21 protein-coding genes are annotated in these 23,711 nt (G+C 62.5%); 9 read left to right on the top strand and 12 right to left on the bottom strand.

Annotated features, from left to right (window positions below; genetic code table 11):
* Nucleotide 1 precedes the first annotated feature (1 nt).
* From FZI91_RS19985 to FZI91_RS20015, 7 genes are read right to left on the bottom strand one after another with little or no spacing between them, the layout of a single operon-like run.
* On the bottom strand, nucleotides 2-295 hold the full coding sequence (locus tag FZI91_RS19985; protein WP_155940886.1) for a type VII secretion protein EsxS: 294 nt from the start codon (nucleotides 293-295) through the stop codon (nucleotides 2-4).
* 35 nt (nucleotides 296-330) lie between these two features.
* Nucleotides 331-642, bottom strand: coding sequence for a PE family protein (locus FZI91_RS19990; protein ID WP_155940887.1), 312 nt, complete (start codon nucleotides 640-642; stop codon nucleotides 331-333).
* A 31-nt stretch (nucleotides 643-673) separates the two neighbouring features.
* The gene (locus tag FZI91_RS19995; RefSeq protein ID WP_309224225.1) at nucleotides 674-4,858 is read right to left on the bottom strand and encodes an AMP-binding protein; all 4,185 of its coding nucleotides are present in this window, start codon (nucleotides 4,856-4,858) and stop codon (nucleotides 674-676) included.
* Complete coding sequence (locus FZI91_RS20000) at nucleotides 4,855-5,106, bottom strand: acyl carrier protein (RefSeq protein ID WP_309224224.1); 252 nt, start codon at nucleotides 5,104-5,106, stop codon at nucleotides 4,855-4,857. Before FZI91_RS20000 ends, FZI91_RS19995 begins: the two co-directional genes overlap by 4 nt.
* Complete coding sequence (gene fadD10 / locus FZI91_RS20005) at nucleotides 5,099-6,640, bottom strand: fatty acid--CoA ligase FadD10 (protein WP_375234400.1); 1,542 nt, start codon at nucleotides 6,638-6,640, stop codon at nucleotides 5,099-5,101. Before fadD10 ends, FZI91_RS20000 begins: the two co-directional genes overlap by 8 nt.
* Nucleotides 6,641-6,690: 50 nt before the next feature.
* Nucleotides 6,691-7,245 carry an FcoT family thioesterase gene (locus FZI91_RS20010; RefSeq protein WP_162526759.1) on the bottom strand — a complete coding sequence of 185 codons (555 nt, stop codon included), beginning with the start codon at nucleotides 7,243-7,245 and terminating at the stop codon, nucleotides 6,691-6,693.
* Nucleotides 7,242-8,111, bottom strand: coding sequence for a TauD/TfdA family dioxygenase (locus FZI91_RS20015; protein ID WP_155940891.1), 870 nt, complete (start codon nucleotides 8,109-8,111; stop codon nucleotides 7,242-7,244). Before FZI91_RS20015 ends, FZI91_RS20010 begins: the two co-directional genes overlap by 4 nt.
* A gap of 339 nt (nucleotides 8,112-8,450) precedes the next feature.
* Between FZI91_RS20015 and FZI91_RS20020 the strand changes: the two genes are divergently transcribed.
* Entirely contained in the window at nucleotides 8,451-9,446 is a 996-nt protein-coding gene (locus FZI91_RS20020) for a hypothetical protein (protein WP_162526758.1), read from the top strand.
* 150 nt (nucleotides 9,447-9,596) lie between these two features.
* On the top strand, nucleotides 9,597-11,423 hold the full coding sequence (locus tag FZI91_RS20025) for an ATP-binding protein (protein ID WP_155940892.1): 1,827 nt from the start codon (nucleotides 9,597-9,599) through the stop codon (nucleotides 11,421-11,423).
* 70 nt (nucleotides 11,424-11,493) lie between these two features.
* On the opposite strand, the gene groL is transcribed toward FZI91_RS20025, so the two are convergent.
* On the bottom strand, nucleotides 11,494-13,119 hold the full coding sequence (gene groL / locus FZI91_RS20030; RefSeq protein WP_155940893.1) for a chaperonin GroEL: 1,626 nt from the start codon (nucleotides 13,117-13,119) through the stop codon (nucleotides 11,494-11,496).
* Between the two features lie 352 nt (nucleotides 13,120-13,471).
* Here groL and FZI91_RS20035 point away from each other — a divergent pair, with 352 nt between their 5' ends.
* Both FZI91_RS20035 and FZI91_RS20040 read left to right on the top strand, forming a co-directional pair.
* Nucleotides 13,472-13,966 carry a hypothetical protein gene (locus tag FZI91_RS20035; protein ID WP_155940894.1) on the top strand — a complete coding sequence of 165 codons (495 nt, stop codon included), beginning with the start codon at nucleotides 13,472-13,474 and terminating at the stop codon, nucleotides 13,964-13,966.
* A gap of 5 nt (nucleotides 13,967-13,971) precedes the next feature.
* On the top strand, nucleotides 13,972-15,192 hold the full coding sequence (locus tag FZI91_RS20040; RefSeq protein WP_155940895.1) for a hypothetical protein: 1,221 nt from the start codon (nucleotides 13,972-13,974) through the stop codon (nucleotides 15,190-15,192).
* Here FZI91_RS20040 and FZI91_RS20045 read toward each other — a convergent pair.
* Nucleotides 15,189-16,277, bottom strand: a complete 1,089-nt coding sequence (locus tag FZI91_RS20045) for a hypothetical protein (RefSeq protein WP_155940896.1) — start codon at nucleotides 16,275-16,277, stop codon at nucleotides 15,189-15,191. The genes FZI91_RS20040 and FZI91_RS20045 overlap by 4 nt on opposite strands.
* A gap of 47 nt (nucleotides 16,278-16,324) precedes the next feature.
* The gene (locus FZI91_RS20050) at nucleotides 16,325-16,888 is read right to left on the bottom strand and encodes a TetR/AcrR family transcriptional regulator (RefSeq protein ID WP_155940897.1); all 564 of its coding nucleotides are present in this window, start codon (nucleotides 16,886-16,888) and stop codon (nucleotides 16,325-16,327) included.
* 100 nt (nucleotides 16,889-16,988) lie between these two features.
* On the opposite strand from FZI91_RS20050, the gene FZI91_RS20055 reads away from it, so the two are divergent.
* The 5 genes from FZI91_RS20055 (at nucleotide 16,989) to FZI91_RS23765 (ending at nucleotide 21,265) form a co-directional block, all read left to right on the top strand.
* The gene (locus FZI91_RS20055; RefSeq protein WP_155940898.1) at nucleotides 16,989-17,900 is read left to right on the top strand and encodes an SDR family NAD(P)-dependent oxidoreductase; all 912 of its coding nucleotides are present in this window, start codon (nucleotides 16,989-16,991) and stop codon (nucleotides 17,898-17,900) included.
* Between the two features lie 124 nt (nucleotides 17,901-18,024).
* Nucleotides 18,025-19,719: a DEAD/DEAH box helicase gene (locus tag FZI91_RS20060; RefSeq protein ID WP_162525923.1), complete on the top strand. Its 1,695-nt coding sequence runs from the start codon at nucleotides 18,025-18,027 to the stop codon at nucleotides 19,717-19,719.
* A 32-nt stretch (nucleotides 19,720-19,751) separates the two neighbouring features.
* Nucleotides 19,752-20,330: a hypothetical protein gene (locus tag FZI91_RS20065; protein WP_155940899.1), complete on the top strand. Its 579-nt coding sequence runs from the start codon at nucleotides 19,752-19,754 to the stop codon at nucleotides 20,328-20,330.
* A 48-nt stretch (nucleotides 20,331-20,378) separates the two neighbouring features.
* Nucleotides 20,379-20,882, top strand: a complete 504-nt coding sequence (locus tag FZI91_RS20070; RefSeq protein ID WP_155940900.1) for a cupin domain-containing protein — start codon at nucleotides 20,379-20,381, stop codon at nucleotides 20,880-20,882.
* A gap of 236 nt (nucleotides 20,883-21,118) precedes the next feature.
* Nucleotides 21,119-21,265 (top strand): hypothetical protein, encoded by a 147-nt coding sequence (locus FZI91_RS23765; protein WP_162525922.1) that lies wholly within the window; start codon nucleotides 21,119-21,121, stop codon nucleotides 21,263-21,265.
* 569 nt (nucleotides 21,266-21,834) lie between these two features.
* Here the strand turns inward: FZI91_RS23765 and FZI91_RS20080 are convergent.
* Both FZI91_RS20080 and FZI91_RS20085 read right to left on the bottom strand, forming a co-directional pair.
* Complete coding sequence (locus FZI91_RS20080; protein WP_155940902.1) at nucleotides 21,835-22,656, bottom strand: hypothetical protein; 822 nt, start codon at nucleotides 22,654-22,656, stop codon at nucleotides 21,835-21,837.
* Complete coding sequence (locus FZI91_RS20085) at nucleotides 22,656-23,369, bottom strand: MspA family porin (RefSeq protein ID WP_375234355.1); 714 nt, start codon at nucleotides 23,367-23,369, stop codon at nucleotides 22,656-22,658. Before FZI91_RS20085 ends, FZI91_RS20080 begins: the two co-directional genes overlap by 1 nt.
* Between the last annotated feature and the right edge of the window lie 342 nt (nucleotides 23,370-23,711).

A 23,711-nucleotide genomic window follows, 5' to 3' on the forward strand; every position in this document is an offset into this window, starting at 1 on the left:
CTTAGACGCCGGTGTAACGGCTGGCGGCGGCGGCATCCTCGGCGACGTAGGTCGCGGCGGCATCGCCCAGGTTCAGCTGCGCAATATCGAGCAGCGCGTTGACCTTCGCGGACACCTCGACGAACCGAGCGTGCGCGGCCTGGAAGGCCACCGACGACTCACCGACGTGAAAGGCCTGCGCCGACATCGCAGCCTGCTCGGCCTGCGAGATAGTGCTGCGCATCAACGCGGTCTTCGCGCCGAAGGTGCCCTCTGCGGCCACCAGAGCGGGGATGTGTGCGTCAAGCAGACTCATATGATCCTCTCCTTCTTCTCAGTTTCTATTTCCTGTTATCCCGCAAGCCACGGCATATACGCTGCGGCAGCGTGCATGTCACCGACGGTGTAGCTGACGGCTCCCTCGGAAACTCCGATGCCCGCCCTCCCCAGCTCGGACACGGCACCGGTGGCCGCACCCTCACGCTCGACGGCATGCGCACTGAACACCGCCGCATTCTGGATCGATACTGGATCAGCGGCCGGTGGCACCACGACAGTGATCACCGGAGCAGCGGCGGCATGAGCGGCGGCAAGACGTGCGGTCAGGGCCTCCACCGCGGCACCGGCGGCCATCAGCCCTTCGGGAACGACGTTGAGGCTCATCGTGAGCACCCCTTCCGTGTGTGTGTTTCGATCATCGAGAACATCCGTGTTCCAACAGATCTCGAAGCGATTCCGGCGCCGCAACGAGCTCGACACCGGGGCCGGATTCGAGTGCGATGGTCGGATAGTCGGCCAGGAACTCCGCATACGTTCGTGAGCCGAGCCTCATCCCGAGGCCGGCCCAGGCGTCGATCACCGACCACCGCCGCGGGTTGCACGCGGCCCACTCGCTGAGATCCACCCGGCGCATCCACTCACCTAAATCGACTTCCTCCAGCCCGTACCCAGCGAGGAACTCCGTGTAGGGCACCTCCAGACCACGCACAACGGTGATCCCACGTCCCAGCGTGGATGACTCCTGCAGCAGTCCCAGAATCTGTTTGGCCACGACGTGTCCCGTGGTGACCTCCTCGGTCAGCACCACAGAAGGGCAGGCCCGCACGGCAATGGACGCATCGACAATCGACACCAACACGTCGGCGGAGGCACGTAGCTGGTCGGCCTCGCCCAGCACCCGGGGCAGCCGTACCAGGGTGAAGTCAAGCTCGCTAGGCGAGCCGGCCACCACAAGTTCGGCTAACGCCTTCGAGGCCGCGTACGGGTAGACGGCTTGGCGAGGATCGGTGACCCGCGCTACTGCGGCGTCCCCGTTGACAACGTACGTCGACATGTGGACCAGCCGCACACCACCGGCCACACACGCCTCAACGGCCGCCGAAACCAGCTCCACGTTCGCGTCGCGAACATCCCGGTAGGGCGCCAACATATTGGTATTCCCAATGCAATTGACGACAGTTCGGGCGCCCGCGTCACGCAGCAACTGGTCGATACTGTTCGGACCGAACCCGGCTCCCATATGAAGGATCCGGACGCCGGCGACATCCCGGAGAGCCGGCCAGGGCCCAGCCTCGGCGAGCTCCGACCTCGTCGCAAAGACCACGTCGGGTCGCAATGTGCCGTCACGTTTCAGATCGAGCACCGCCCGCGCAAATCCGGTGCCGACGATTCCGGAAGCGCCAAGCACAACTAGTGCGCCACTGCTCCGGTCCTGGGATCCTCTGGTACTCAGTGTCGTAGCGGTACGGGTCGTTAGCATCCGCTCGAGATCGGCACCAATCTCGGCCGCGGCATCGACCGATGCAAGCTCCTCCGCCGCTGCTCCCACCGCAGCCAGGTAGGCGGCACTGTCGGCACTGATCAGATCCAGAATGGACAGCTGCCTACCGAGGTACTTGCGGGTGTCCGGGAGAATCTTGATGAGATCCAGCGATCCGATCCCCTCGTTCAGAAGCGATGAATCCGCCCCGATCGGCCGCCCGAGGTGTCGACTCCAGATCCGCGCGAGACCCGCTGCAGTCTCCCCAATCTCGTCGTCGTTCGGCACGGCGTCCACGAATTGCGGCATAGTCTGCAGACTGTCGTTGTCGACCTTTCCGTTCGCCTTCCTCGGGATCGCAGGCACACCCACGACAAAGAATGAGGCGACACCGAAACTCGCCAGGGCACGCCTGATCCTGACGGCAACCTCGTTGTCTTCCAAGCCTTCACGGGTGCGTCCGGTTTGGAACCACACCACAAGCCCACCGTTGTGGACCCCGACACCGACATCGGCAACAGCGACATCCTCAGAAAGGCAGCGGACTATCGCAGCGGTGTCCACCCGTCTACCGGAGACCTTCACGATCGCGTCCCGGCGACCGGCGAAGAGGGGAAAGCCGTCTTCGTCGACAACCACACGGTCGGCCGTGGCGAATGCTCGCCGTATCGCACCGTCGGTGGTGTTCACCGTTCCGAAACTCGCGCTGTCCATCCCGAGGTATCCAGGCGACACGGTGTCTCCCGCGATGACGACTTCACCGAAGGCGATGAACACGGTGTTCGGCAGAATCGGCCTGCCCAACCTAAGGCGTTCCGCGCTGGCATGGCCGGATCCGTCGCAGACGATGGGCAGCTGGGAGACGACAACCGTCGTCTCGGTCGGACCGTAGGTAGAGATCAACGTGATATGTTGGGAGACAACGGAATCAGCCCACTTATCGACAACACTCGGGCGGATCGCCTCACCACCGACTACTACCTGACGGATGCCGGAGCCGCCGATCACACTCAGGGCATCGGGATCCTCGCACAGCAAGTGCCATACCGCGGTCGGCAGATCGATCAGTGTCGGACCGTCGACGAGATCTTGTCGAAGCGCGTCAAGGTCACCGGTCTTGACGGCGGTGGAGCGGACAAGGGTGGCTCCGCAGACCGCCGCGCCGAAGATCTCTTCAACACTGATATCCGATGTCAACGGGGCACATTGCAGGAGGGTGTCGGACGCTGCCCAGTGATAGGCATCTCGCACCGCATCGCTGAACATCGCCAGCGCACCGTGAGATATCGGCACGAGCTTGGGTTCTCCGGTCGAGCCCGAGGTCGCCATGATGTAGGCGGTTCTGGTGGCCAACCCGCTGTCCTGCGCCACTCTATCGATGCGTTGGTCGACAAGCCGGCGCAACGACTCGTCCAGGTCCGCCGTGAGCACAGCGGCGGCAACGTCGACCTCCCACACGGCGACACCCGCGGTGTGTTCCGCGATCGAATTCATGCGCAGCGGAACCTCTTCGGCACTATCGCACACGCTGTAACCGCAGCCGGCAAGATGGCTTGCGACTAACAAGTCGATGGTCTTGTCGGTGTCGTCGTCGAGGCACACCACAATGTCGCCGGGCTCAATACCAGTGCGCTCCAGCCACGCGATCCACGGATCGACGAATCGACGCCCCACGAGGAATTTGCCCACTCCACCTGACGTGTCCGTGAACCAGGCGGACGAGGGCTGTCGCCTTGCCTGCATGGATTCGTCACCTCGGCGGAGAGCGCCGTCCGGTCCGATCGCGAACCATTCGTTCACCGCCATCGCGATCGGCTTGTCCCACAGGCCATCCATCGATCCGAGCGCGGCGGCGATCCGTTCGGCGACCCAGGGATGCGCGTGTGCCTCGGCCGCATCCACCCGCTGCCAGATGGACAGTGTGAGGGCGCGATCGTCCTCATTCACGATGCACGACACGGTCATGCCTTCGACGGGACCGATGTCGGTGGGAACCGGCGCCTCCGACAGGAACGGACGCAGGGCCGGGGCACAGGTCTCGCGAATGAAGTTGAACGTCAGCGCCTCGACGTGAGATGTCCTGTTGATCGCCAGGTACATCCGCCGGTACTGCTCTTCACGGAGCCAACGGCGCCGCGATGCCCTGACGTAGTCACGATCAAGCGCACGGACAACATCACGCACAGATGCGAACGCGGCGAACCGAACCGGGTGCGCAATCGAGTTGACCAGGCAGGTCGCCACGTCCAGGTCGGGGTCTGCGAACCGATTGTCGACGGCATGGATCAGCAGGGTCGTGGTGCTCTGCTGCAGGCTCGCGTTCACCGCCACGGATGCTGCGGCAACAAGGATGTTCAACGGGACCTGCCTGGACTCGGCCAGAGCGACAACCGCATCGAACGCCTTGCCGGAGAGCGTGATCGATTCGCGTAGGACACCCTTGGCCGCGGACGAGGGAGGGGGCTCCACCATTCGGCCCTGCCCGGCATGTCTGGCAGCATCGGCAAGCTCGTCCCGAACGGTGCGCGCAAAGCGTTGCAGGGACTCGTCTGCCTTGACATTCTCCCGGTTGTGCGCCACCGAAAGTTTTGCCATACCCTCACTGAAGCAAGGAATATCGACCGCGGGTGCACTCGCGAGATGTCGCGCCAGGTCGGCCTCTACCACCCCGACCGCCCCCCCGTCGAGCAGGAGGTGGTGCGCCTGTATGTCGAGGCCCACTACCAGACCGTCTTCGCGGATTCGCGCCGTATAGCGCACGAGTGGCTTGCCGTGTAGATCCGGAAACCAGGTACGTACGAGCTCCTCGCCGCACCGGATCGTCAGGTTCTCGTCATCGCTGGCGACGTGCACGATGTCGCTGAACTCCAACCGCCGCGCGAGATCTGGATAGTCGGCTGCGTCCTTCGACGCCTCCAGGACGCAGAGCTGCACCGGATTCCCGGCGATCGTCGATTCCAGCGCCGCGCGGAACGCCCGCATGTCCTGCGGATGAAACCGGTAACTCTTGCCGATCAGGTACAACCCTGGATCGTCGGCCTGCTGTGCGCCGTTGTAGATGTTCTGCTGAGACCTACTCAAGGAGACGCGATCCACCCGGGGCTCCACCACTGCCGTCACGCGGCACCGTCCAACCCAGCCTGCCCCAACACACGGACCCATCCCGCGACGGACAGATCGCCCGCCATATCTTTCTGCATTACTGATCCACGGCCCACTCCGAGCTGCTTCATCAGAAGCATGAATCGGACCGAGTCCAGCCCCAAATCCCGGAGGTCGGTCGCGTCACCATCGAAAAGCTCCGACTCGGAGATGTACAGCACCTCGCAGAGTGCTCCGAGAACTCGTTCACGCGTGACATCAGACACGAGCCGAGGCTCCATTCAGCATCGCCGCCAAAGATGAGCGAATAACCTTGCCAGACTTGGTTCGTGGAATGTCCTCGACAAGCTCGATGAAGGACGGCCTAGCCATCGACTCCGATTCGCGTCGAAAACTAGCCGCGATCCGCTGCTTGAGATCGGCTGATTTCTGCGTATCGAGCGGCCCAGAGGGGACCACCGCCAGTCCAACCAGGGCGCCGAAATCCTCATCGGGAACCTCATAGCACGCCGCCTCGCGGACGCCCGGAACTGTTTCAGCGATCCGATCGACTTCGTCGGGCACCACGTTGACTCCGCCCGAAATAATCATCTCCGACGATCGACCCCTGATGTAGAAGAAGCCATCTTCCCGGCGCTCTACCAGGTCTCCGGTGTTCACCCACCCGTCGACCAGGACCTCCCGGGTGCGATCGGGATTGTTCCAGTACCCCAACATGTTTGCCGGCGACTTAATCCACAGCGTGCCATAAGGCGCAGAGGCAATAGCATCAGCGGGCCCGCCGACCTCACTGCTCGAAAGGTATGTCTGCACCCCCGGGTACGGACGTCCGACGGCACCCTCCTCGATCCTAGAAATCGATTCCGCGTCCGTCGGCAGACACAGTGCAGTACAACCTGTTTCGCTCAACCCATAGACCTGAGCCGTGCACACCCCGGCAGCTTCGATGAATTGCACGTCGCCGGGGATTGCCCGCGAACCGCCGTAGGCTATTAATCGCAACTGACCGACTGAGGCGCCGGTGGACCTCATCTCGGACACCAGTCGGGTGAGGAGGGTGGGAACCAGACACGTTGTTGCGACACCATTCCCGGCGAGTATCTCGGCCACAGAGGACCTACCTTCACCACCGGTGAGGCACGAGGCACCATGCGTCAGACCATTGAGGATCCACCAGAGTCCTCCGATGTGCGTCGCGGGTAACGGCGAGTATGTGGTTTCCCCGGCGACCCAATCTATCCAGTTCAGCCCCTCGTCCCGCAGGATATCCGGGACGGCGAAGAAGGAGCGGTTGGGCAGCAGCACGGCCTTCGGCTCACCGGTCGTGCCACTGGTGAAGATCATGGCGAGTGGGTTATCCGCACCGCCTTGCCCCCCGTCCAGTGGCGGACAACCGAAGTTAGCATTGCCACCCTCCTCGGCGCCTGCACGCACCGCTATCCTCGTAATCGACTGAGTGTCTTCGGATAGCAACACATCGGGAGCCGCGACCAGGATCGCATCAGGTTCGGTCACCTCACAGAAGCGAGCGATGGTCGCCGCAGGCAGGGCGCTGTCCACCATGACCGCGATGGCCCCGAGACGCGCACAGGCCAACACCGAGAGATAGGTCTCGGGCCCGTTGTCCGAGAGAACCACTACCCGGGATCCGCGGGAGACCGATTCATCGTGAAGTCTTGCCGCCAGCCCTTCGATGGCCGCGACGAGCTCCGCGTAATGCAGCAGACTCGTACCGTCGCAGCGGCGCAACGCAACCGCCGCTGGCTGCATACGGGCCCGCGCAATGACCCGTTGCAGCACGGTGGGTGGTGACTGTGACATGACGGTGAAATCTGCTTCCTGTCGGCGTGCTACGGGATGTTGAGGACGGCTATTTCGAACTCCCCACTCGCCGATCCTCCACTCTCATCCCAGAATTCGATGGTGCTGTGGAACTGCAAATAGCGCCACGACCGTTCGACGATGTGGAAGTCGCGGGCCTGCAGACGTGCGGAGAAGTGCCGCGAATCGACCAGTCTCCGGAACCGCGATGATGTGCTCTTGATCAACATGCCGGCGAGCTGATTCCGGTAGTAGTCCTCGATCGACCAGCCGCGGAATGCCCAAATATCCTCGTTCACAACGCCTTGAGCGAACGCACTGTACGCGAGCTGGTTGAAGCACAGGACCAGTTCCACGGCGTTGAAGTGGCCCGTGCTGCGAATGTAGGCGGATTCGTTGATCCCGAAGTTTCCTCGTGCGTGCACCGCATCGGAGGTGATTCCGTATTCCGCATCGGTCAGGTAGCGACATCCCTTGTACGAGTACGGCTCGAGCACTCTGCTGAGCACATCCTCCCCGATGGGAACCATGCCCGTCGAGGGCAACCCGGTCTGCACCGACAGGGTTGCCGCGGCACCGCTCACGCCGCCAGTCCAGGCGTCTCGAGACCATCCAACATGGTCAGGCGGTGGGTTGTCAGGGTTCCCGAGGCGGTTCCATGTTTGGCCCGGTGGACGAGAGCCCGGTTGTCCCACAAGACAATATCGCCCACCTCGTAATGCTGAGCGTGGATGAACGGCGAGGCATAATCGGAATCGAGCTGTCCCGACGCTTCCAGCAGCTGCCGAAGCAGCGCCGGATCCAGAAGCTTTCCTTGCCCGTCCTCGATCGTTTCGGTGCCGGCCTCGCAGATGTAGAGGATTTCTTCCTCGGTCTTCGGGTGTTTGATCACCGTGGGCCATTTCTGCGGAGGGGTGACCCGCTCGATCTCGGCCAAGATTTCTCCGATGGGCCGGTAGACATCGCTCGGGCGGATCTTGATGTAGCGGCGCGGAGTATGGGTGCTGTAGGTCCCCCGTATCGAGCCTTTCACCTTGTCAGACAACGATTCCCATACCTTGTTGAGGTCGATGAAGTATGTCCCTCTGTCGCGCCCGGGTACCGCGAGCGGCACCACCATGGAGAACGCAAAGGGTTTCGGCATGAACATGTAGTCGACATGCCAGAACGCGCCGGTCTTCGGAACGCCGTGCCCCTGTTCGGTGGACGAGACGAAGATCTCGGGGTGGTCCTTGTGGTGATAGACGGGCTCGTAGTAGGGCACGATCTCTCCGATCAGCCGCCCAAGGCGGATGAATTGCTCGGGTGTCGGATGAACATCCTTAAGGACGACGAGTTTGTTCTCATAGACGAGTTCACGAATCTCCCGTGTCTCGATGCCCTCCAAGTTCCCCGGGTCTATCCCCGTGACCTGCGCCCCCAGACCCTCGCCCTTCACGTTCAGCGTCATCGACTCCCTACTCTGCTTGCTGATCGGACCCAACCCATGACGTCAACCGCTGAGCGTGCAGCGGATGGACTAGAAGATAAGTCGAGCCGTGGACGCGAAAAGTTCCCGCAGACTTCAAATGTCGTTTGAGTGGGTAGGCAACCGGTCGGCACGCACCAAGCTCATGTCGGGAAAGACGTTGGAAAACAATCGAATTAGTGGGCGGCGTCACGGGCAGCGGAAGGAGTCGGCTGCATCACCTAGCGGGCTCGCTCACGCAGCGATCGCACGCAAGAACACACCGTCGACCATTCTGTGGATATCGCGCCTAGCAAACAGCTCCGTTGCTAGCCTTGACGGGTGACTTACCCACCACAGGAGCCGCCCGCACCGGGTGATCCGAACGCGTACAACCCGAATCAGCCGCCACCGGGATACCCGCAAGGTCCCCCGCCCGGATATCAGCCGGGCCCTCCCCCGGGAGCTCCGCAGTACCCGCCGCCCTACCCCGGCGGTCAGTTCCCCCCACCGCCTCCCGCGGGATATCCGCCGGCCGGGTACGGCTATCCGCCGGCCCCGTCGTGGCCACCGCAAGGCCCGTTCTCGGTGGGTGAGTCGTGGAGCTGGGCGTGGGCCCATGTCACCAAGCGCTTCGGCACGATCGTGCCCCCATACATTGTCTGGTTCGTGATCTCCCTAATCCCGCAGGTAGTGATCTCACTAACCGCGACCAGTCGAGTCGCCACGCGCAATATGGGGGACGCGTTTACCGCCGCTTACACCGCGACATCCCCCGTCGTCACATTGCTCGGCTCCCTCGTGACACTTGCCCTTGCGATAGTCGCATCAAACTGCCTCGTCGGCGCGAATCTCGATGTGGCAGATGGCAAACCCGTCAGTTTCGGTAGCTTCTTCCAGCCCCGCAACTTCGGCCAATATGCAGGTGCCGTGCTATTGACCGCGGTGCCAGGAATTGTGATCCAGCTGCTCTCGTTCGGCGCCGCGCTTGCCGGGAGTATCAGTCTGATTCTCTTGCTGAGTCTGGCGTCGTTCCTGGTTACGCTCGCCGTAGTCGTGTTTCTGCAGTTCACCGGTTACTTCGCGATGGAGCGGGGACTCTCTGGCATGGCCGCCGTCAAAGCAAGCATCGACTTGGCCAAGAACAACCTCGGTTCGGTGATCCTCGTCGATCTCATCGCAATCGCGGTAATCATCGTGGCTGTGATCGCCAGCGCGATTACCTGCTTCTTGGGCACGATCATCTTCATGCCGATGGGTATGGCGACATGCGCTCTGATCCACGTCTACACCTACCGACGTCTCACCGGCGGCGTGATCGCACCCTCACCGGTGTAAATCGCTGCACCCCAAACCGAGTGGGAACCTCACGAGGGAATCGAGCCAGAATTCCTCGCGAGGTTCCCACTCGGCACAACGAAAGGCCTTCCAGCCGATTGCCATGTAAATCCCCCAGGCCAAGGAGGATTTACATGGTAACCTCAGGGCATGTTGCCGCGACCCCGCGACGAGGCGCGTGTTCACACCGCACTTCGTCGCGCCCCCGTCGTACTCCTCATTGGGGCTCGCCAGGTAGGCAAAACGACGCTTGCGCGCTCGATCGTCGAGCCGAGGAGCCTGAACTACTTCGATCTCGAGCGCCCCGACGACCTTTCCCGCCTCGACTCGCCCATGACTGCCCTTGACGGACTCCGTGGGGTCGTTGTCATCGATGAGGTTCAACACCGCCCCGAGCTGTTCCCTGTCTTGCGGGTACTCGCCGATCGACCCAACAGGCCCGCAACCTTTCTCATTCTGGGTAGCGCAGCGCCGGAGGCGCTTCGGCAAGCGTCAGAGTCGCTGACCGGCAGAATCGAGGAGGTCACGCTTGGAGGATTCGGAGGCAGCGACCCCGATATTCAGCCCGATCTCGTGTGGTTACGCGGAGGCTTCCCGCGCTCTTTACTGGCAGAGAGCGCGGAGGATTCGATGCAGTGGCGCCGCCAATACATCAGAAATTTGACCACGCGAGATCTCCCCGGTTTTGGCACGGGATTGCCTGCAGCAACCATCGAGAGATACCTGCAACATGTGGCGCATGTCCACGGGAACCTGTGGAACGCCGCAGCGGTCGCCCGGTCCTTGGGCATTTCCGAGTCAACTTCGCGACGTTATCTCGATATTTTGGATGATGCCTTGATCGTCCGAATATTGCAGCCCTGGCATGAAAACATCGGAAAGCGGATCACCCGCAGTCCAAAGGTTTACTTCCGCGACACCGGCATCGTTCACGAGATACTGGGAATCGGCGATACCTCGGCCCTAATGCGTAGTTCTATACATGGAGCAAGCTGGGAGTCATTCGTTATCGACGAATGTCTGCGTCGCGCACCGGAATTCCGGCCTTACCACTGGCGGACTAGCAATGGTGCAGAGCTGGACCTATTCCTCACCGACGGCCGGCTCAGAATCGGGGTGGAGGTGAAACGTACGGACGCACCGCGGCTCACCTCATCCATGCGCTCGGCACTGAAAGATCTTCGCCTCGACGCACTCTGGGTGATATACCCAGGGAGCAGGCGCTTCGCACTGGAGACCAACGTGATCGCGATGCCCTTTGATGAACTCCTTGCTGCCCCGACTCTCGCAGTGCTACACGGACGCACAAGACAACAGAGCGTAAGAGACATCATCGGCGACCGAGAGCACGCACTGTCGACTGCGCTGGCGACCATGACTGCGATGAATATTCCTGCGCTAACCGAGTTCTCGGAATCGGAGACTGCATCATTCAAATTTGACCAAGAATGGAGCCGGCGGGGACATTCCAGCAACGACCGAACCCCCATCCGCATTCTGCTGGTCTCCAAGAATGCTGAACTAAGAGAACGCGCCGCTCAGGCAATCGTCAACCTACTCTTTGGGCTGGAACGGATCAACAACCCCTGGATCAATAAGGTTGCCGGGACTGAGCTAATCAGCCCATACGCCAACCACACTGTTGTCGCAGTAAGGCGGGCCGTCGAGGCATCCAGCGGCGAAACTCTGTTCGTCGACGACATCAACGGGATCTATGTTGATACATCAGACATGCCAGATCTGCCGGCCGCGATCCCGCATTTAACTGCTTCCGGTGACGTCGAAATGGCCCGACGGCTCCCGCGTATTGATGGAGATCAAGGCGATTCATGCGCATCGGCGATTAGAGCATTTGCGAAGAGAGAACCTTCCGAGCTTCAATTCATTATCGGAGGAGACAAGCCGGCGATAAGTCGATTCCACAAAGTCGCATCCTACGGCGGTATCTATTTTGAACACCTTGACCTAGACAGCTGAGCGCAGAACGAAAAAGGCCCGGCCTGCACTGGATTTCTCCAGGCAGGCCGGGCCGTTTTCAGCTCAGGACTTAGAAGTCCATACCGCCCATGCCACCGGTCGGGTCGCCCGCAGGTGCGGCGGCCTTCTCCGGCTTGTCGGCAACGACGGCCTCGGTGGTGAGGAACAGCGCCGCGATCGACGATGCATTCTGCAGCGCCGAACGGGTCACCTTCACGGGGTCGGCAACGCCGGCCGCGAGCAGGTCCTCGTACACGTTGGTTGCCGCGTTCAGGCCGTGGCCCGAAGGAAGGTTCGAGACCTTTTCCGCGACAACACCCGGCTCCAGGCCACCATTGAAGGCGATCTGCTTCAGCGGAGCCGACAGCGCCACCCGCACGATGTTCGCGCCGGTGGCCTCGTCACCCTCAAGCTGGAGTGCATCCAGCGCGGGGGCGGCCTGCAGCAGGGCGACGCCACCACCGGCGACGATGCCCTCTTCGACGGCGGCCTTCGCGTTGCGAACGGCGTCCTCGATGCGGTGCTTGCGCTCCTTGAGCTCCACCTCGGTGGCAGCTCCGGCCTTGATCACCGCAACACCGCCGGCCAGCTTGGCCAGGCGCTCCTGCAGCTTCTCGCGGTCGTAGTCGGAGTCGCTGTTCTCGATCTCGGCGCGGATCTGGGCAACCCGGCCCTGGATCGCGTCGGCATCGCCGGCACCCTCGATAACGGTGGTCTCGTCCTTGGTGACGACAACCTTGCGGGCGGTACCCAGCAGAGTGACGTCGGCGGTCTCCAAGGAGAGGCCGACCTCTTCGCTGACAACCTGGCCACCGGTCAGGATCGCAATGTCCTGCAGCATGGCCTTGCGACGGTCACCGAAGCCCGGCGCCTTGACGGCAACGGACTTGAAGGTGCCGCGGATCTTGTTGACGACCAGGGTCGAGAGAGCCTCGCCCTCAACGTCCTCGGCGATGATGAGCAGCGGCTTGCCGGCCTGAATGACCTTCTCCAGCAAAGGAAGCAGGTCCTTGACGGTCGACACCTTGGAGCTGACCAGCAGGATGTAGGGATCCTCCAGGACGGCTTCCTGACGCTCAGCATCGGTCACGAAGTAACCCGAGATGTAGCCCTTGTCGAAGCGCATGCCTTCGGTGAGCTCCAGCTGCAGGCCGAAGGTGTTGGACTCCTCGACGGTGATGACACCCTCGTTGCCAACCTTGTCCATTGCCTCGGCGATCAGATCGCCGATGGACTGGTCGCCCGCGGAGATACCGGCCGTGGCCGCGATCTGCTCCTTGGTTTCGACCTCTTTGGCCGAAGCCAGCAGGGCGCTAGTAACGGCCTCCACTGCCTTCTCGATGCCGCGCTTCAGGCCGAGCGGGTTGGCGCCGGCGGCAACGTTACGCAGGCCTTCCTTCACGAGCGCCTGAGCGAGCACGGTGGCGGTAGTAGTGCCGTCACCCGCGACATCGTCAGTCTTCTTGGCAACTTCCTTGACCAGCTCGGCGCCGATCTTCTCGTACGGGTCCTCCAGCTCGATCTCCTTGGCGATGGACACACCATCGTTGGTGATCGTGGGGGCGCCCCACTTCTTCTCCAAGACGACGTTGCGACCCTTGGGGCCCAGCGTCACCTTGACCGCGTCAGCGAGGGCGTTCAGGCCCCGCTCAAGGCCGCGGCGAGCCTCTTCGTCGTACGCAATTATCTTGGCCATTGCGAAGTGATTCCTCCGTATAGGGGGTTGCACGTTCTTGGCCGGGCTCAGTGCCCGCGACGGACGGACGCAGCTGTGTGGGATGCGTCCTCACTGGACCGGCCTAGCACTCACCGGTCGTGAGTGCCAATCCCCTTTTTAGCACTCGGGCATGGCGAGTGCAAGGGCGATCGGGTGGTCAGCAGGCCAACAAACACGACGTCGGGGCCACGGCAGGGTGGATGTGACCGTGTCAGGTATCGACGGCGGCCCGAACAGCGGCGAATTCGACCAAGTCCGGCGAAGTTCATTGCCGACCACAGCATTGACGAGATGGCCGAACGCGCGCGGGCCGGCCTCGTACATTTATCGCGTGGAGGGGATTCGCGGGGTGGTCTATCGGTTGATGATTCCGATGAACCTGCTGGCCATCGCCTGGGCCGCCTACGGCAAGTGGCTGCTCGCTTATCTCGGCTACGACACGGCCGGACTCATGACGATTTTCTTGATGTTTGTAGGTGGACCGGTGCTGCTGGTCTGCCTTTCGGTGACGACGGCGCTGGCCTATGCGCACCGCGACCTGACCGCTGTCGAGGCATGGGCGCAGGTCACGGTGTGGGTGACGCTGTTCGTACTCGGGCTGACCTTCTCCGACGACGATGCCGAAAGCGGGTACCCGTCCATCCTGGCGGCGTTGGCCGGCAAGACCGTGACCAACGAGAAATTCGCCAGCGGCTGGATCGACCGCGAATACCACCGCAGTCTCATCGACACGTTCTGCGTCTGGAGCACCGTGACGGCATTCCTCGTCGGTTGCGCGGCGTGGATGCTGTTGGTTGCCTCACTCTTCCGGGACCGCGCTCGGTGAAATCGGTGAGGAAGCTCCGATGGATACCGCGCAGCCTCGGGATCGCCGTGACGCTGCTGTGCGCGCTCGCCGCGACACAGTTCCTCTGGCCGCAGCCCGGGATCACCGAGCAGTCCGGTTCGACGGTGCGGCAGCTGGCCTTTGTCCGCGAATCGCTCGATGCCCATGCCGACTCGGCTGCGCAGCAACAGTTTCCGGAGGGGTTCTTCTTCACCAACGTGCTCTATGGGCTTGCCTGGGTTCAGACCGCGCACACCGACCCGGAACTGCGCGATCAGGCCCTGCACGAGGCCCGGTGGGCATTGGCACGCGCAGAGTCGGCCGAGGGCAAGGCCGCCTTCGACTCCACGCTACGTCCGACATACGGCGTGTTCTGGGCAGGTTGGACCACCTGGTTGCGGGGCTCGATCCTTACCCTCGACGGCACCGACAGCGCCGAGCGGCAGCTGTTCACGACGCGCAGCGAGGAGATCGCCCGGGCGTTCACGGCCTCCGACAGCCCATTCCTGTCGGCGTATCCGGGACGGTCGTGGCCTGTCGACTCGACAGTGGCTATGGCCGCGCTGCGACTACACGACCATCTGTTGGGCGACCGTTTTGGCGCGGTGATCGATCGGTGGCTAGGCGCCGTCCCCGGATACCTTGACCCGACGACAAGTCTTCTCCCCCATGAGGTTTCGCCGTTTGACGGTTCGCTCATTGAGGGGTCGCGCGCGACGTCACAGACCATGATCCAACGATTCCTGCCCGAGATCGACCGCTCGTTCACTCACAGTCAATACGTTGCCTACCGGCGTCAATTCGTTGCCTACCCGGGCGGATTCGGGCCCGCGATACGGGAGTATCGGCAGGGCGTCGACGGACACGGCGATGTCGATTCCGGGCCCCTGATCGCCGGAATCAGCCTGTCGGCGACCGTGGTCGCGATGGGTGCGGCCCGCGTAAACGGTGATGCCGAGCTGGCCGCTGCGATCGGCGCCGAGGGCGAGCTGGTGGGTGTGCCGGTCACTCTGCCCGGAACCAAGCGATATGCCTTCGGTGTGGTGCCGATCGGCGACGCGTTCGTGGTGTGGTCGTCAACGGCGCGGCTCCTCACCGCGGACGTTTCCGCCGCTCCGCACCCCCTGCATTGGTGGTGGCGAGCACCGTGGCTCCTGGTGCTGGGCGGCGTCGCGACGCTGCCCTGGATAGCGGCGGTCGTCAGGCGCCTACGGCGCGACTCCTAGCCGGCGAACCGCTGACCCGCCGCCACCGCGACCGCTTTGTCCTCATCACAGGACATCCCTCGCAGCATGGCGCCGGGTACACGAACATCCTCGGGACGCGCAGCCTCGGGTGGCGCGAAGTACGTCGGCAGATACTCCTTGCCCAGGAACACAAAGACCTCGCAGGACGGCTTGTCGTACTTGCTCGTAATGGTGCTGACGTGCAATTCGACGCCATCGCGCCGCTCGGTGACCGCATGTCTCTCGTTGCCGTACTCGGAGCGGTCCGGCTCGTCGGGGCTCACCGGACGCAGTTCCACCAGGATGCCGCCTGCCTTTCGGTCCTCCGGCGCCCCCTGGCTGAAGTAGCAGCTGTACAGATCTACGTACATGGAGCCGCCGCCCGGCCGGTAGCTTGCGAACCCTCGCAGATCAGCGAGCAACGAACACGGATCCTGACCGATCGGGCTGGGAGCTGAACCGGATCGCAGGGGCAGACGTTCCGACCTGATCCGCGCCGCGCCGCTAGCGATCGCTATGGCTTCGTCGCACGGGTAAACAGGTCTACCTGGTCCGGGATCTTTGGAGAGGCTGGCCACCACGGTGACCCGGACCCGCCTCATCAGATCGGCGGCATCACCTCGGGCTGCCCCACCCGGAAGATCGCCTGCACCCAGGTTGAAGACGTAGCGACACCACCCGCGGTTGCTCGTCGGCCCCAACACGTGCGCGATCATGATCCCGTTGACGTCGAATGAGTCGATGGGTTGTTCGACGATCTGCCCGGGCGCTGGCGACAGATCAAAACCTATGGTCGCTGACACATCACTGGGAAAATCACCGGCGAAGGCTCCCAGCTGCAAGGTGCATCGGTCAAAACCTTCGGTGTACCCATACGAAATGGCCCGCGGAATCTTCGTCTGGACCGCTTTCGCATCGACAAATCCGCACGGATCAATGGTGCGCAACGCCGCGCGCAGAGCAAGCTCAGCGGAGTCCATATCCGTCTTGGCACGCCAGTCGTCGCGCTGAGGCGATCCGAACAGCGAGCACCCGGCCACCAACACCGGCGCGGCCAACACAGCCATCCAACGACGCACTAGCATTTGCTGCCTCCCTGGTGATCAGGGTAGCGATCGCAAACTCGCACGGGCTACTTGCGTGGGCGCAACCCGTCGAAAACAACATCGGTCACCAACGGCGAGACCTCTTTGTTGTAGCTCTGCATGGCCTGACATCCGACCAGGAGCGTCTTCACTTCGTGCACGCCAACGTCCGACCGTGCGGTACCGGCCTTCTGTGCCGCACGCAGCAGGTCGCCAAGGAGCGCATAGAACGAATCCTCGACATGCGGAATGAGTGCCTGGACGTCAATACCCGCACCGGATAACGCGTCGACCAGACCCTGATCTGTTCCGCCCCACGAGACCATCGACCGCAGGAACTCGAAGAGCGCATCTCCGGGATCGACCGATTCGAGAAGCTCGCGCCCCTGCCCGATCACGGTGCCCATGCGATCCTCGGCGACCGCGCGGTACAGATCCTCCTTGGCCGGGAAGTGCCGGTAGACCGTGCCGGCACCCACCCCGGCGCGCCGTGCAATCTCGTCGATCGGGACACCGAGGCCCTCCTCGGCGAATGTCTGATAGGCGACTTCCAGGACCCGCGCGCGGTTGCGAGCGGCGTCGGCTCGCAAGGGTCGGGCGGGCTGATCCATCTCGCACTCCTTCAGGCATTGACAAAACGGGGCGCACGTTCCGTATAGTCATAAGCGGAGTAACCGCCCCGGTTACTGACAGACTACCCAAGGACTTCCCATGAGCGAGTGGAACACCACCGATATCCCCGACCAGACCGGCCGCGTCGCGGTCATCACCGGCGCCAACACCGGCCTCGGTCTGGAAACCGCCAAGGCACTGGCTGGGCGCGGCGCCCACGTCGTGCTCGCGGTGCGCAATGCCGAGAAGGGCAAGGCCGCGGCCGACGAGATCGTCGCGACCCACGCGAACTCCGACGTCGTACTGCAGTCGCTGGACCTGTCCTCGCTGGAGTCCGTCCGACGTGCCAGCGATGAGCTGAAATCGCGGTACGACCGGATCGACCTGCTGATCAACAACGCCGGCGTCATGTGGACGGACAAGTCCACCACCGCCGACGGTTTTGAGCTGCAGTTCGGCACCAACCACCTGGGCCACTACGCCTTTACCGGCCTGCTGCTGGAACGCCTCCTTCCTGTCGAGGGATCTCGCGTCGTCACCGTCTCCAGCATCGGACACCGCCTGCGTGCAGCGATCCACTTTGACGACCTGCAATGGGAGCGCGAATACGACCGAGTAAAGGCCTATGGCCAGTCCAAGCTCGCCAATCTGCTGTTCACCTACGAACTTCAGCGGCGCCTGGCAGGCACCAATACTGTCGCGCTGGCGGCGCACCCCGGCGGATCTAACACCGAACTGGCACGCAACTCCCCGCTGTGGGTCAGGGCTGTGTTCGACGTGGTGGCGCCCCTGCTGACCCAGGGAGCAGACATGGGCGCCCTGCCCACGCTGCGCGCCGCCACAGATCCGGCCGCTCTGGGTGGCCAGTACTACGGTCCGGACGGAATCATGGAGCAACGCGGTAATCCCAAGGTCGTCGCATCGAGCGAGCAGTCCTATGACCTCGATTTGCAGCGTCGCCTGTGGTCGGTATCTGAAGACCTCACTGACGTGATCTTCCCGGTCAAGTGAGGTGAGGGGCGCCGCGTGGACTGCCACACCCACGGCACGACACGCGGCGCCCGCCACGCCCGCCGAAGTGCACTCCCGTAATCCGTTGCGCTAGTCTGCAGTCCAGTCAGATAGGAGTTACAGGGTGCGGGCTGTAGAGGCGCCCAGCACCCACACATTGCGGGGCTGGCAACGTAGGGCTTTGGTGCGGTACTTGGCCGCCAAACCCCGCGATTTCCTGGCCGTCGCAACCCCGGGATCAGGCAAAACAAGATTTGCCCTGCGCATTGCTACCGAGCTGCTCGCCGACGGCACCGTCGACAAAATCACCGTCGTGGTGCCCACCGAACACCTCAAGGTGCAGTGGGCGCAGGCGGCGACATCCTTCGGGCTTTCCCTGGATCCCAGGTTCAGCAACTCCGATTCGCAGACCTCCTCGGAGTACCACGGCGTCGTGGTCACCTACGCACAGATCGCCAGCCATCCGACCCGGCACCGAGTCCGTACCGAGAACCACCGCACCCTGGTCATCTTCGACGAGATCCATCACGCCGGCGACGCCAAGAGCTGGGGCGAGGCGGTCCGCGAGGCATTCGACGACGCCACCCGGCGCCTCTCGCTGACCGGAACCCCGTTCCGCAGCGACGACAGTCCCATCCCGTTCATCAACTACGAGCCCGACGGCGCCGGATACCAACGCTCACAGGCCGACCACACCTACGGCTACTCCGAGGCGTTGGCCGACGGGGTGGTCCGTCCCGTGGTCTTCATGGCGTACTCCGGTGAGGCCCGCTGGCGCGACAGCGCCGGCGAGGAACACGCCGCCCGGCTCGGTGAACCATTGAGTGCCGAGCAGACCGCGCGCGCCTGGCGCACCACTTTGGATCCGAGCGGCGAGTGGATCCCCGCGGTGCTGCGCGCCGCGCACGCGCGGCTGCTGCAGAAACGCAACGGCGGCATGAGCGATGCCGGGGCCATGATCATCGCCTCCGATCAGAAGGCCGCGCGCGCCTACGCGAAGCTGCTGACCACGATCACCGGCAGAGAACCCACCGTGGTGCTCTCGGACGACCCGAAATCCTCGGACCGCATCTCCCAGTTCGCGGCCGACGGCAGCGAGTGGCTGGTGGCGGTGCGCATGGTGTCCGAAGGTGTCGACGTGCCCCGCCTGGCGGTCGGCGTCTACGCCACGAATGCCTCGACGCCGCTGTTCTTCGCTCAGGCGATCGGACGCTACGTGCGCTCGCGCGCCCCCGGTGAGACGGCGAGCATCTTCCTGCCCTCGTTGCCGACGCTGCTGGAGCTCGCCAGCCTCCTCGAGGAGCAGCGCAACCACGTGCTCGGTAAGCCGCATCGCGAACCGATGGGCGATGAGGAGCCGGTGGAGCGCAAGCGCAGCGAGCCCAGCGACGAAGAAAAGGGCTTCGAATCGCTGAGTGCGAGCGCCGAGCTGGATCAGGTGATCTTCGACGGCGCATCCTTCGGCACCGCGACCCCCGCTGGCAGCGAGGAGGAGGCCGAGTACCTCGGCATTCCGGGCCTGCTCGATCCGAACCAGATGCGAGATCTGTTGCGGCGCAGGCAGGAAGAGCAACTCACTAAGCGCACCGCCTCCGGCGAGGTCCCACCGGAGATCACCTCGACGCACGGACAGCTGCGCGAGCTGCGACGCGAGCTCAACGCGCTGGTGTCGGCCACCCATTTCAAGTCGGGTAAGCCGCACGGCTGGATTCACAACGAGCTGCGTCGACGCTGCGGCGGCCCGCCGATCGCGGCAGCCACCCGCGATCAACTCAAGGAACGCATCGACGCCGTGCGCACCCTGCACCGGGAGTTCTAGGCGCACCGTCGCCGTCCCTGGATACTGAACGCATGCGGTTCAGGCTGCCCCGAACGAAACGGCTCGACAGCGTGCCCGCCGTTCTCGCGTTCGAGGTCTACGTGCTCATGACTATGAAGCTCAGGCTGAAGATGTGCCAAAAGAGCCACGAGCTTGAGTCCAAGCTGTCCGAACATGGACTGTCTGGCGACGAGGGTCAACGGCTACACGACCGGGCTGCGGCGGCGTTTCAGAGCGAATCCACGTTCGTGCCAGATCTACAGAAGTTCTTGGGGATCGACGGCCCTACCTCCGTGACATTTTCCAGCATCCTTTGGTCCGAGTTCGATTTTGAAGCTGTTGCAGGGGAAGTCAATACAGTCGGGTATCGGCATGTCAGGGGTCGCTGTGTTGATGTCATTTCCCCACGAGATCTGCCCACCTGGAGCATGGACGTCGCCGAATTCGCGAAGCGCTTCGGTCCCGTAGGTCCGGCTCATGAGTGCCCACTGTTCGACGACCATCTACCCGCGTACCGGGAGCACACGTACGTATGGAATGGGCAGGATTTCGGCGCTGGTTTCAGTTGGGGGTTGTTCATGTTCGCGGCGAAATTGTGGCCCGAGGATTGACTAATCCACGCCTTCAACGGGAGCGCCAACCCGCGTAGCGTGGATCGCATGTCCCTGATCGTTTCTGGATATCCCGAACCGCGATATCACGGCGAGACCGGCGAGATCAGTGCGACGTTCACGCCGGCCACCGATCCACCCGACTACGCCCCCGGTGACGGCGACGTCGTTCGGTACCACTACCTCGCCACGCAACAGTCGACCGCGGGCGACTACGGCCTCTACCGAATCGACGCCGGCCCGGTGAAAGGCTTTGGCGCGGCTACACATTTCCACAAGGCGATGTCGGAGGCGTTCTTCGTGCTGTCCGGATCCTGGCGGCTCTACAACGGAAAAGACTGGGTGGACGCGACGTCGGGAGACTTCTTGTTCGTCCCGCCCGGCGGGCTCCACTCATTCCAAAATGACTCGGGCGAAGCAGCTTCCATGCTCATGCTGTTCGCACCCGGTGCACCCCGCCATAGATACTTCGAAGGCTTTGGCGAGCTAGCCGATATGACCGATGAACAGCGGACGCAGTGGTTCATCGACCACGACAACTATTTCGTGTGATCGCCCTTCGGTCCCGTCGTCTGCCATCTCCAGATCAATCTGCCTGTTCAGATCCATGACGTTCCGGCATCCCGCCCTGCTCGCGCAGGTAGGAACCGGCCGACCAGACACTTTGTCATCCATAGCGCACTCACTTACTCACCCAGCTATCGAAGCGCGACCTCACATAGACGCTTCTCGGCATCAGCGGGCTGTAGACCCAGCCTGCTGATGCCGGAGTGCGCCGCCAAGGAGCAATGTCCATCTCCGTTGATGGCAGCTTCCGCAATGGGCCGCAAGGCTCCCGCATCGAAATCGAGAAACGAGATGTCGCTACCAGCGCGCACCATTACCACATTGGGTTCGGCGCTATAGGCCTCCCCAACTACCTCACCAACGCGTGAGTATGTAGGCGAGGGCTGCTGCGCACGCCAAATTGCCCACCGCACATAACGTTGGCGGGAATCGAGCGCCACGAGAAGCTCTTCGCGGCCGTCTTGATCGAGATCTCGCAGCACTATCGGCGCAGAGCCCAATCCTTTATAAGGTTCGACGATGGTTTGCCGCACCGCGCCCGTCGCATCCAGGACTCGCACCGCTGTCGATTGCCCCTCAGGCGCGGGCGCACTCGTCTTTTCAAAGCGATTGCTCAACCCGTCCGAGGACTGTAGATAGCACGACGGACTATCGAATATCGAATCCCCGTTACAGGGACTGAGGTCCGCAGGATCAGCGGCACCGACACCCGGGCACAACAACGAGACGCCAACAATGAGTGCGCAACCGTAATTCTGCCGATACCGCATGCCCCGTACTCCTTTCGCACCCAAGCTCTTCGAACCCGAGAGAGGTAACGCAATCGACCGATGAGTATCGACTGCGCTACCTCTCGATTCCGAATCTGGAGTCAGACGGTGTATGTCCCCCGACGCACCCCATCTATCTCCAGATACCGAATCCCCGATTCGGAGTCTCAGCTGGGGTGGTACGAGAAGTTGACCTCGATGGGGTTATCCGTCTGCTGAGCATCGATATCGAGGATCAGTTCCGACAGCGGAGACACACTTGTCGTCACCGCCAGCGGCGTGCCGTTCTTGTTCTTGGCCGCCGGGGCCGAGAACGTACCAATCGGAACCGATGGCTTTTGTGGGCCTTCATCATTCGACTTGATGACGGTCGTGGATCCCTGCTGTTCCCAGTGCGTTCCTGCCGGCAACTTCAGGAAGAACTGATACGCGTTCGGGCTGTAGGAGGTCTTCTTCCGAATCGAGAAGTCAACACCGCCATCGGGCAGCGGGACAACGGAATACTCGTCATTGCTGGTGCTGTAGGTGGCCACCCCGTTGGGGCCCCACTCGGCCGGGCTCAGCAACATCTCGTCAGGAAGATGGACAGTGAGGTCCTTTCCCGGCACTCCGGTCTTGACAAAGATGCCGTTCCTCGCAAAAGGAGGCACCGTGGCCTGCAAGCGCGGCTGACTTTCCAACAGCGGCTTGCCATTACCCGGCCCGAGCCCGACGGGCACAGACGAGGCGATGCGCGCGCCACCGATTGGATTGACCCGTGCCGGATCGGTCGGTTGGGCGTCCGTCGGAGGCGAGATGACCAGAGTCGGCTGACCGGCGGTACCGGGCGTCGCCACGACAACAATCGGCGCCGTGTTGTCACCGGGAGTGGGTGACGGGCCAATCGGATCGGCAGAAGCCGGCACCATCAGTCCGCCGATGCCGACGCCTACAGCAGCAACAAATGCTGTCCGTGCAACCAGACGACTACTGTTCTTCCTGTTGTTCATCAGAGGTCCTTAGGGTCGCCGTAGATGGTCTGAGTGTTGTTGCCGCGCTTGGTGCGGATCTTGATGGTCGCGTACGACTGGATCTTGACCTGACCACCGCATCCGTCGGCTTCAAGATTCTGATTGTTGAATTCAGAAACCACACTCGTGTCCCGAAGGTTGATCCGATCCAGCGGTACTTGAGCGAGGCCGCCGGGCTTGAGGAGCACGCGAATCGAGCCGCCAATTCCGACGTTCTGCGAAGCTCCGATCGCGCCTGCTCCCGTGCCGCCACTGGGGAATCCTCCCTGGCCGCCGCCGACTTCGTAGAGGCCGGCTCCACCGGCGATCCCGCCTCCCAGCTCGACGCCAGGCGAGGAGTCGGTGCGGCACCCGACAAAGTATCCGGATTCCAGCTGGCCATCCTGAATAGGGCTTGATCCCGTACCGGTTATGTTGGCTTCAGCCCGTAGGCTTATTCGAGCTTGCCAGGAGTTCGATGCCCCAGCGAGGTTGTCAATATGGTCGATAATCTCGTTCGACAGGGTGACATCGACAACCCACCCATCGGCAGTAACAAACTGTTGCTGCTTGAACGGCATTACCTGGGGGTCAGCGTGTGACACCCCAGCCGTCGCAATGGCCAGTGTCACGCCAAGGCCCCAACCCAGAATCTTCATCCCGCTGCGCGAGGCGCCAGTGCGGACGTCAAATTCTCTCTTCTCAAGACTCATAAGAACCCATTCTTGTAATCGGTATCCACCATGCAGTACATAGGTCAATCTCGTGCCGCAGCGGCCCCTCCTGATCGTGGAATTAGATGAAATCGTAAATGCAGAGACTCCGTGAATTGCCGCGCTTGATCCATATCAGGATGGAATAGTCCCAATCGCCGACTTGCCCACAACTTCGAGCCAAGTTTCCGCCCGGGTACTCAATTCACATTTGATCTCTAATGATGAAAGAGCAGCCCATCAACACGATTGCACCCCTCCCAGAAACCGAAATGTAACAGTTCTACAAATGTGGTTGCACTGTATCAGTGTCAATGCAACAGCGCAACATATGTTGTTGCA

The sequence above is a fragment of the Mycobacteroides sp. CBMA 271 genome, assembly GCF_009729205.1.
Taxonomy (GTDB): Bacteria; Actinomycetota; Actinomycetes; order Mycobacteriales; family Mycobacteriaceae; genus Mycobacterium.

What these genes read in the sequence shown, in the direction of transcription:
- FZI91_RS19985 (WP_155940886.1), bottom strand. Translation starts at nt 295, where the DNA reads ATGAGTCTGCTTGACGCACACATCCCCGCTCTGGTGGCCGCAGAGGGC.
- FZI91_RS19990 (WP_155940887.1), bottom strand. Translation starts at nt 642, where the DNA reads ATGAGCCTCAACGTCGTTCCCGAAGGGCTGATGGCCGCCGGTGCCGCG.
- FZI91_RS20015 (WP_155940891.1), bottom strand. Translation starts at nt 8,111, where the DNA reads ATGACGCTGAACGTGAAGGGCGAGGGTCTGGGGGCGCAGGTCACGGGG.
- FZI91_RS20025 (WP_155940892.1), top strand. Translation starts at nt 9,597, where the DNA reads ATGTTGCCGCGACCCCGCGACGAGGCGCGTGTTCACACCGCACTTCGT.
- groL (WP_155940893.1), bottom strand. Translation starts at nt 13,119, where the DNA reads ATGGCCAAGATAATTGCGTACGACGAAGAGGCTCGCCGCGGCCTTGAG.
- FZI91_RS20045 (WP_155940896.1), bottom strand. Translation starts at nt 16,277, where the DNA reads ATGCTAGTGCGTCGTTGGATGGCTGTGTTGGCCGCGCCGGTGTTGGTG.
- FZI91_RS20050 (WP_155940897.1), bottom strand. Translation starts at nt 16,888, where the DNA reads ATGGATCAGCCCGCCCGACCCTTGCGAGCCGACGCCGCTCGCAACCGC.
- FZI91_RS20055 (WP_155940898.1), top strand. Translation starts at nt 16,989, where the DNA reads ATGAGCGAGTGGAACACCACCGATATCCCCGACCAGACCGGCCGCGTC.
- FZI91_RS20065 (WP_155940899.1), top strand. Translation starts at nt 19,752, where the DNA reads ATGCGGTTCAGGCTGCCCCGAACGAAACGGCTCGACAGCGTGCCCGCC.
- FZI91_RS20070 (WP_155940900.1), top strand. Translation starts at nt 20,379, where the DNA reads ATGTCCCTGATCGTTTCTGGATATCCCGAACCGCGATATCACGGCGAG.
- FZI91_RS23765 (WP_162525922.1), top strand. Translation starts at nt 21,119, where the DNA reads ATGTCCATCTCCGTTGATGGCAGCTTCCGCAATGGGCCGCAAGGCTCC.
- FZI91_RS20080 (WP_155940902.1), bottom strand. Translation starts at nt 22,656, where the DNA reads ATGAACAACAGGAAGAACAGTAGTCGTCTGGTTGCACGGACAGCATTT.
- FZI91_RS20085 (WP_375234355.1), bottom strand. Translation starts at nt 23,369, where the DNA reads ATGAGTCTTGAGAAGAGAGAATTTGACGTCCGCACTGGCGCCTCGCGC.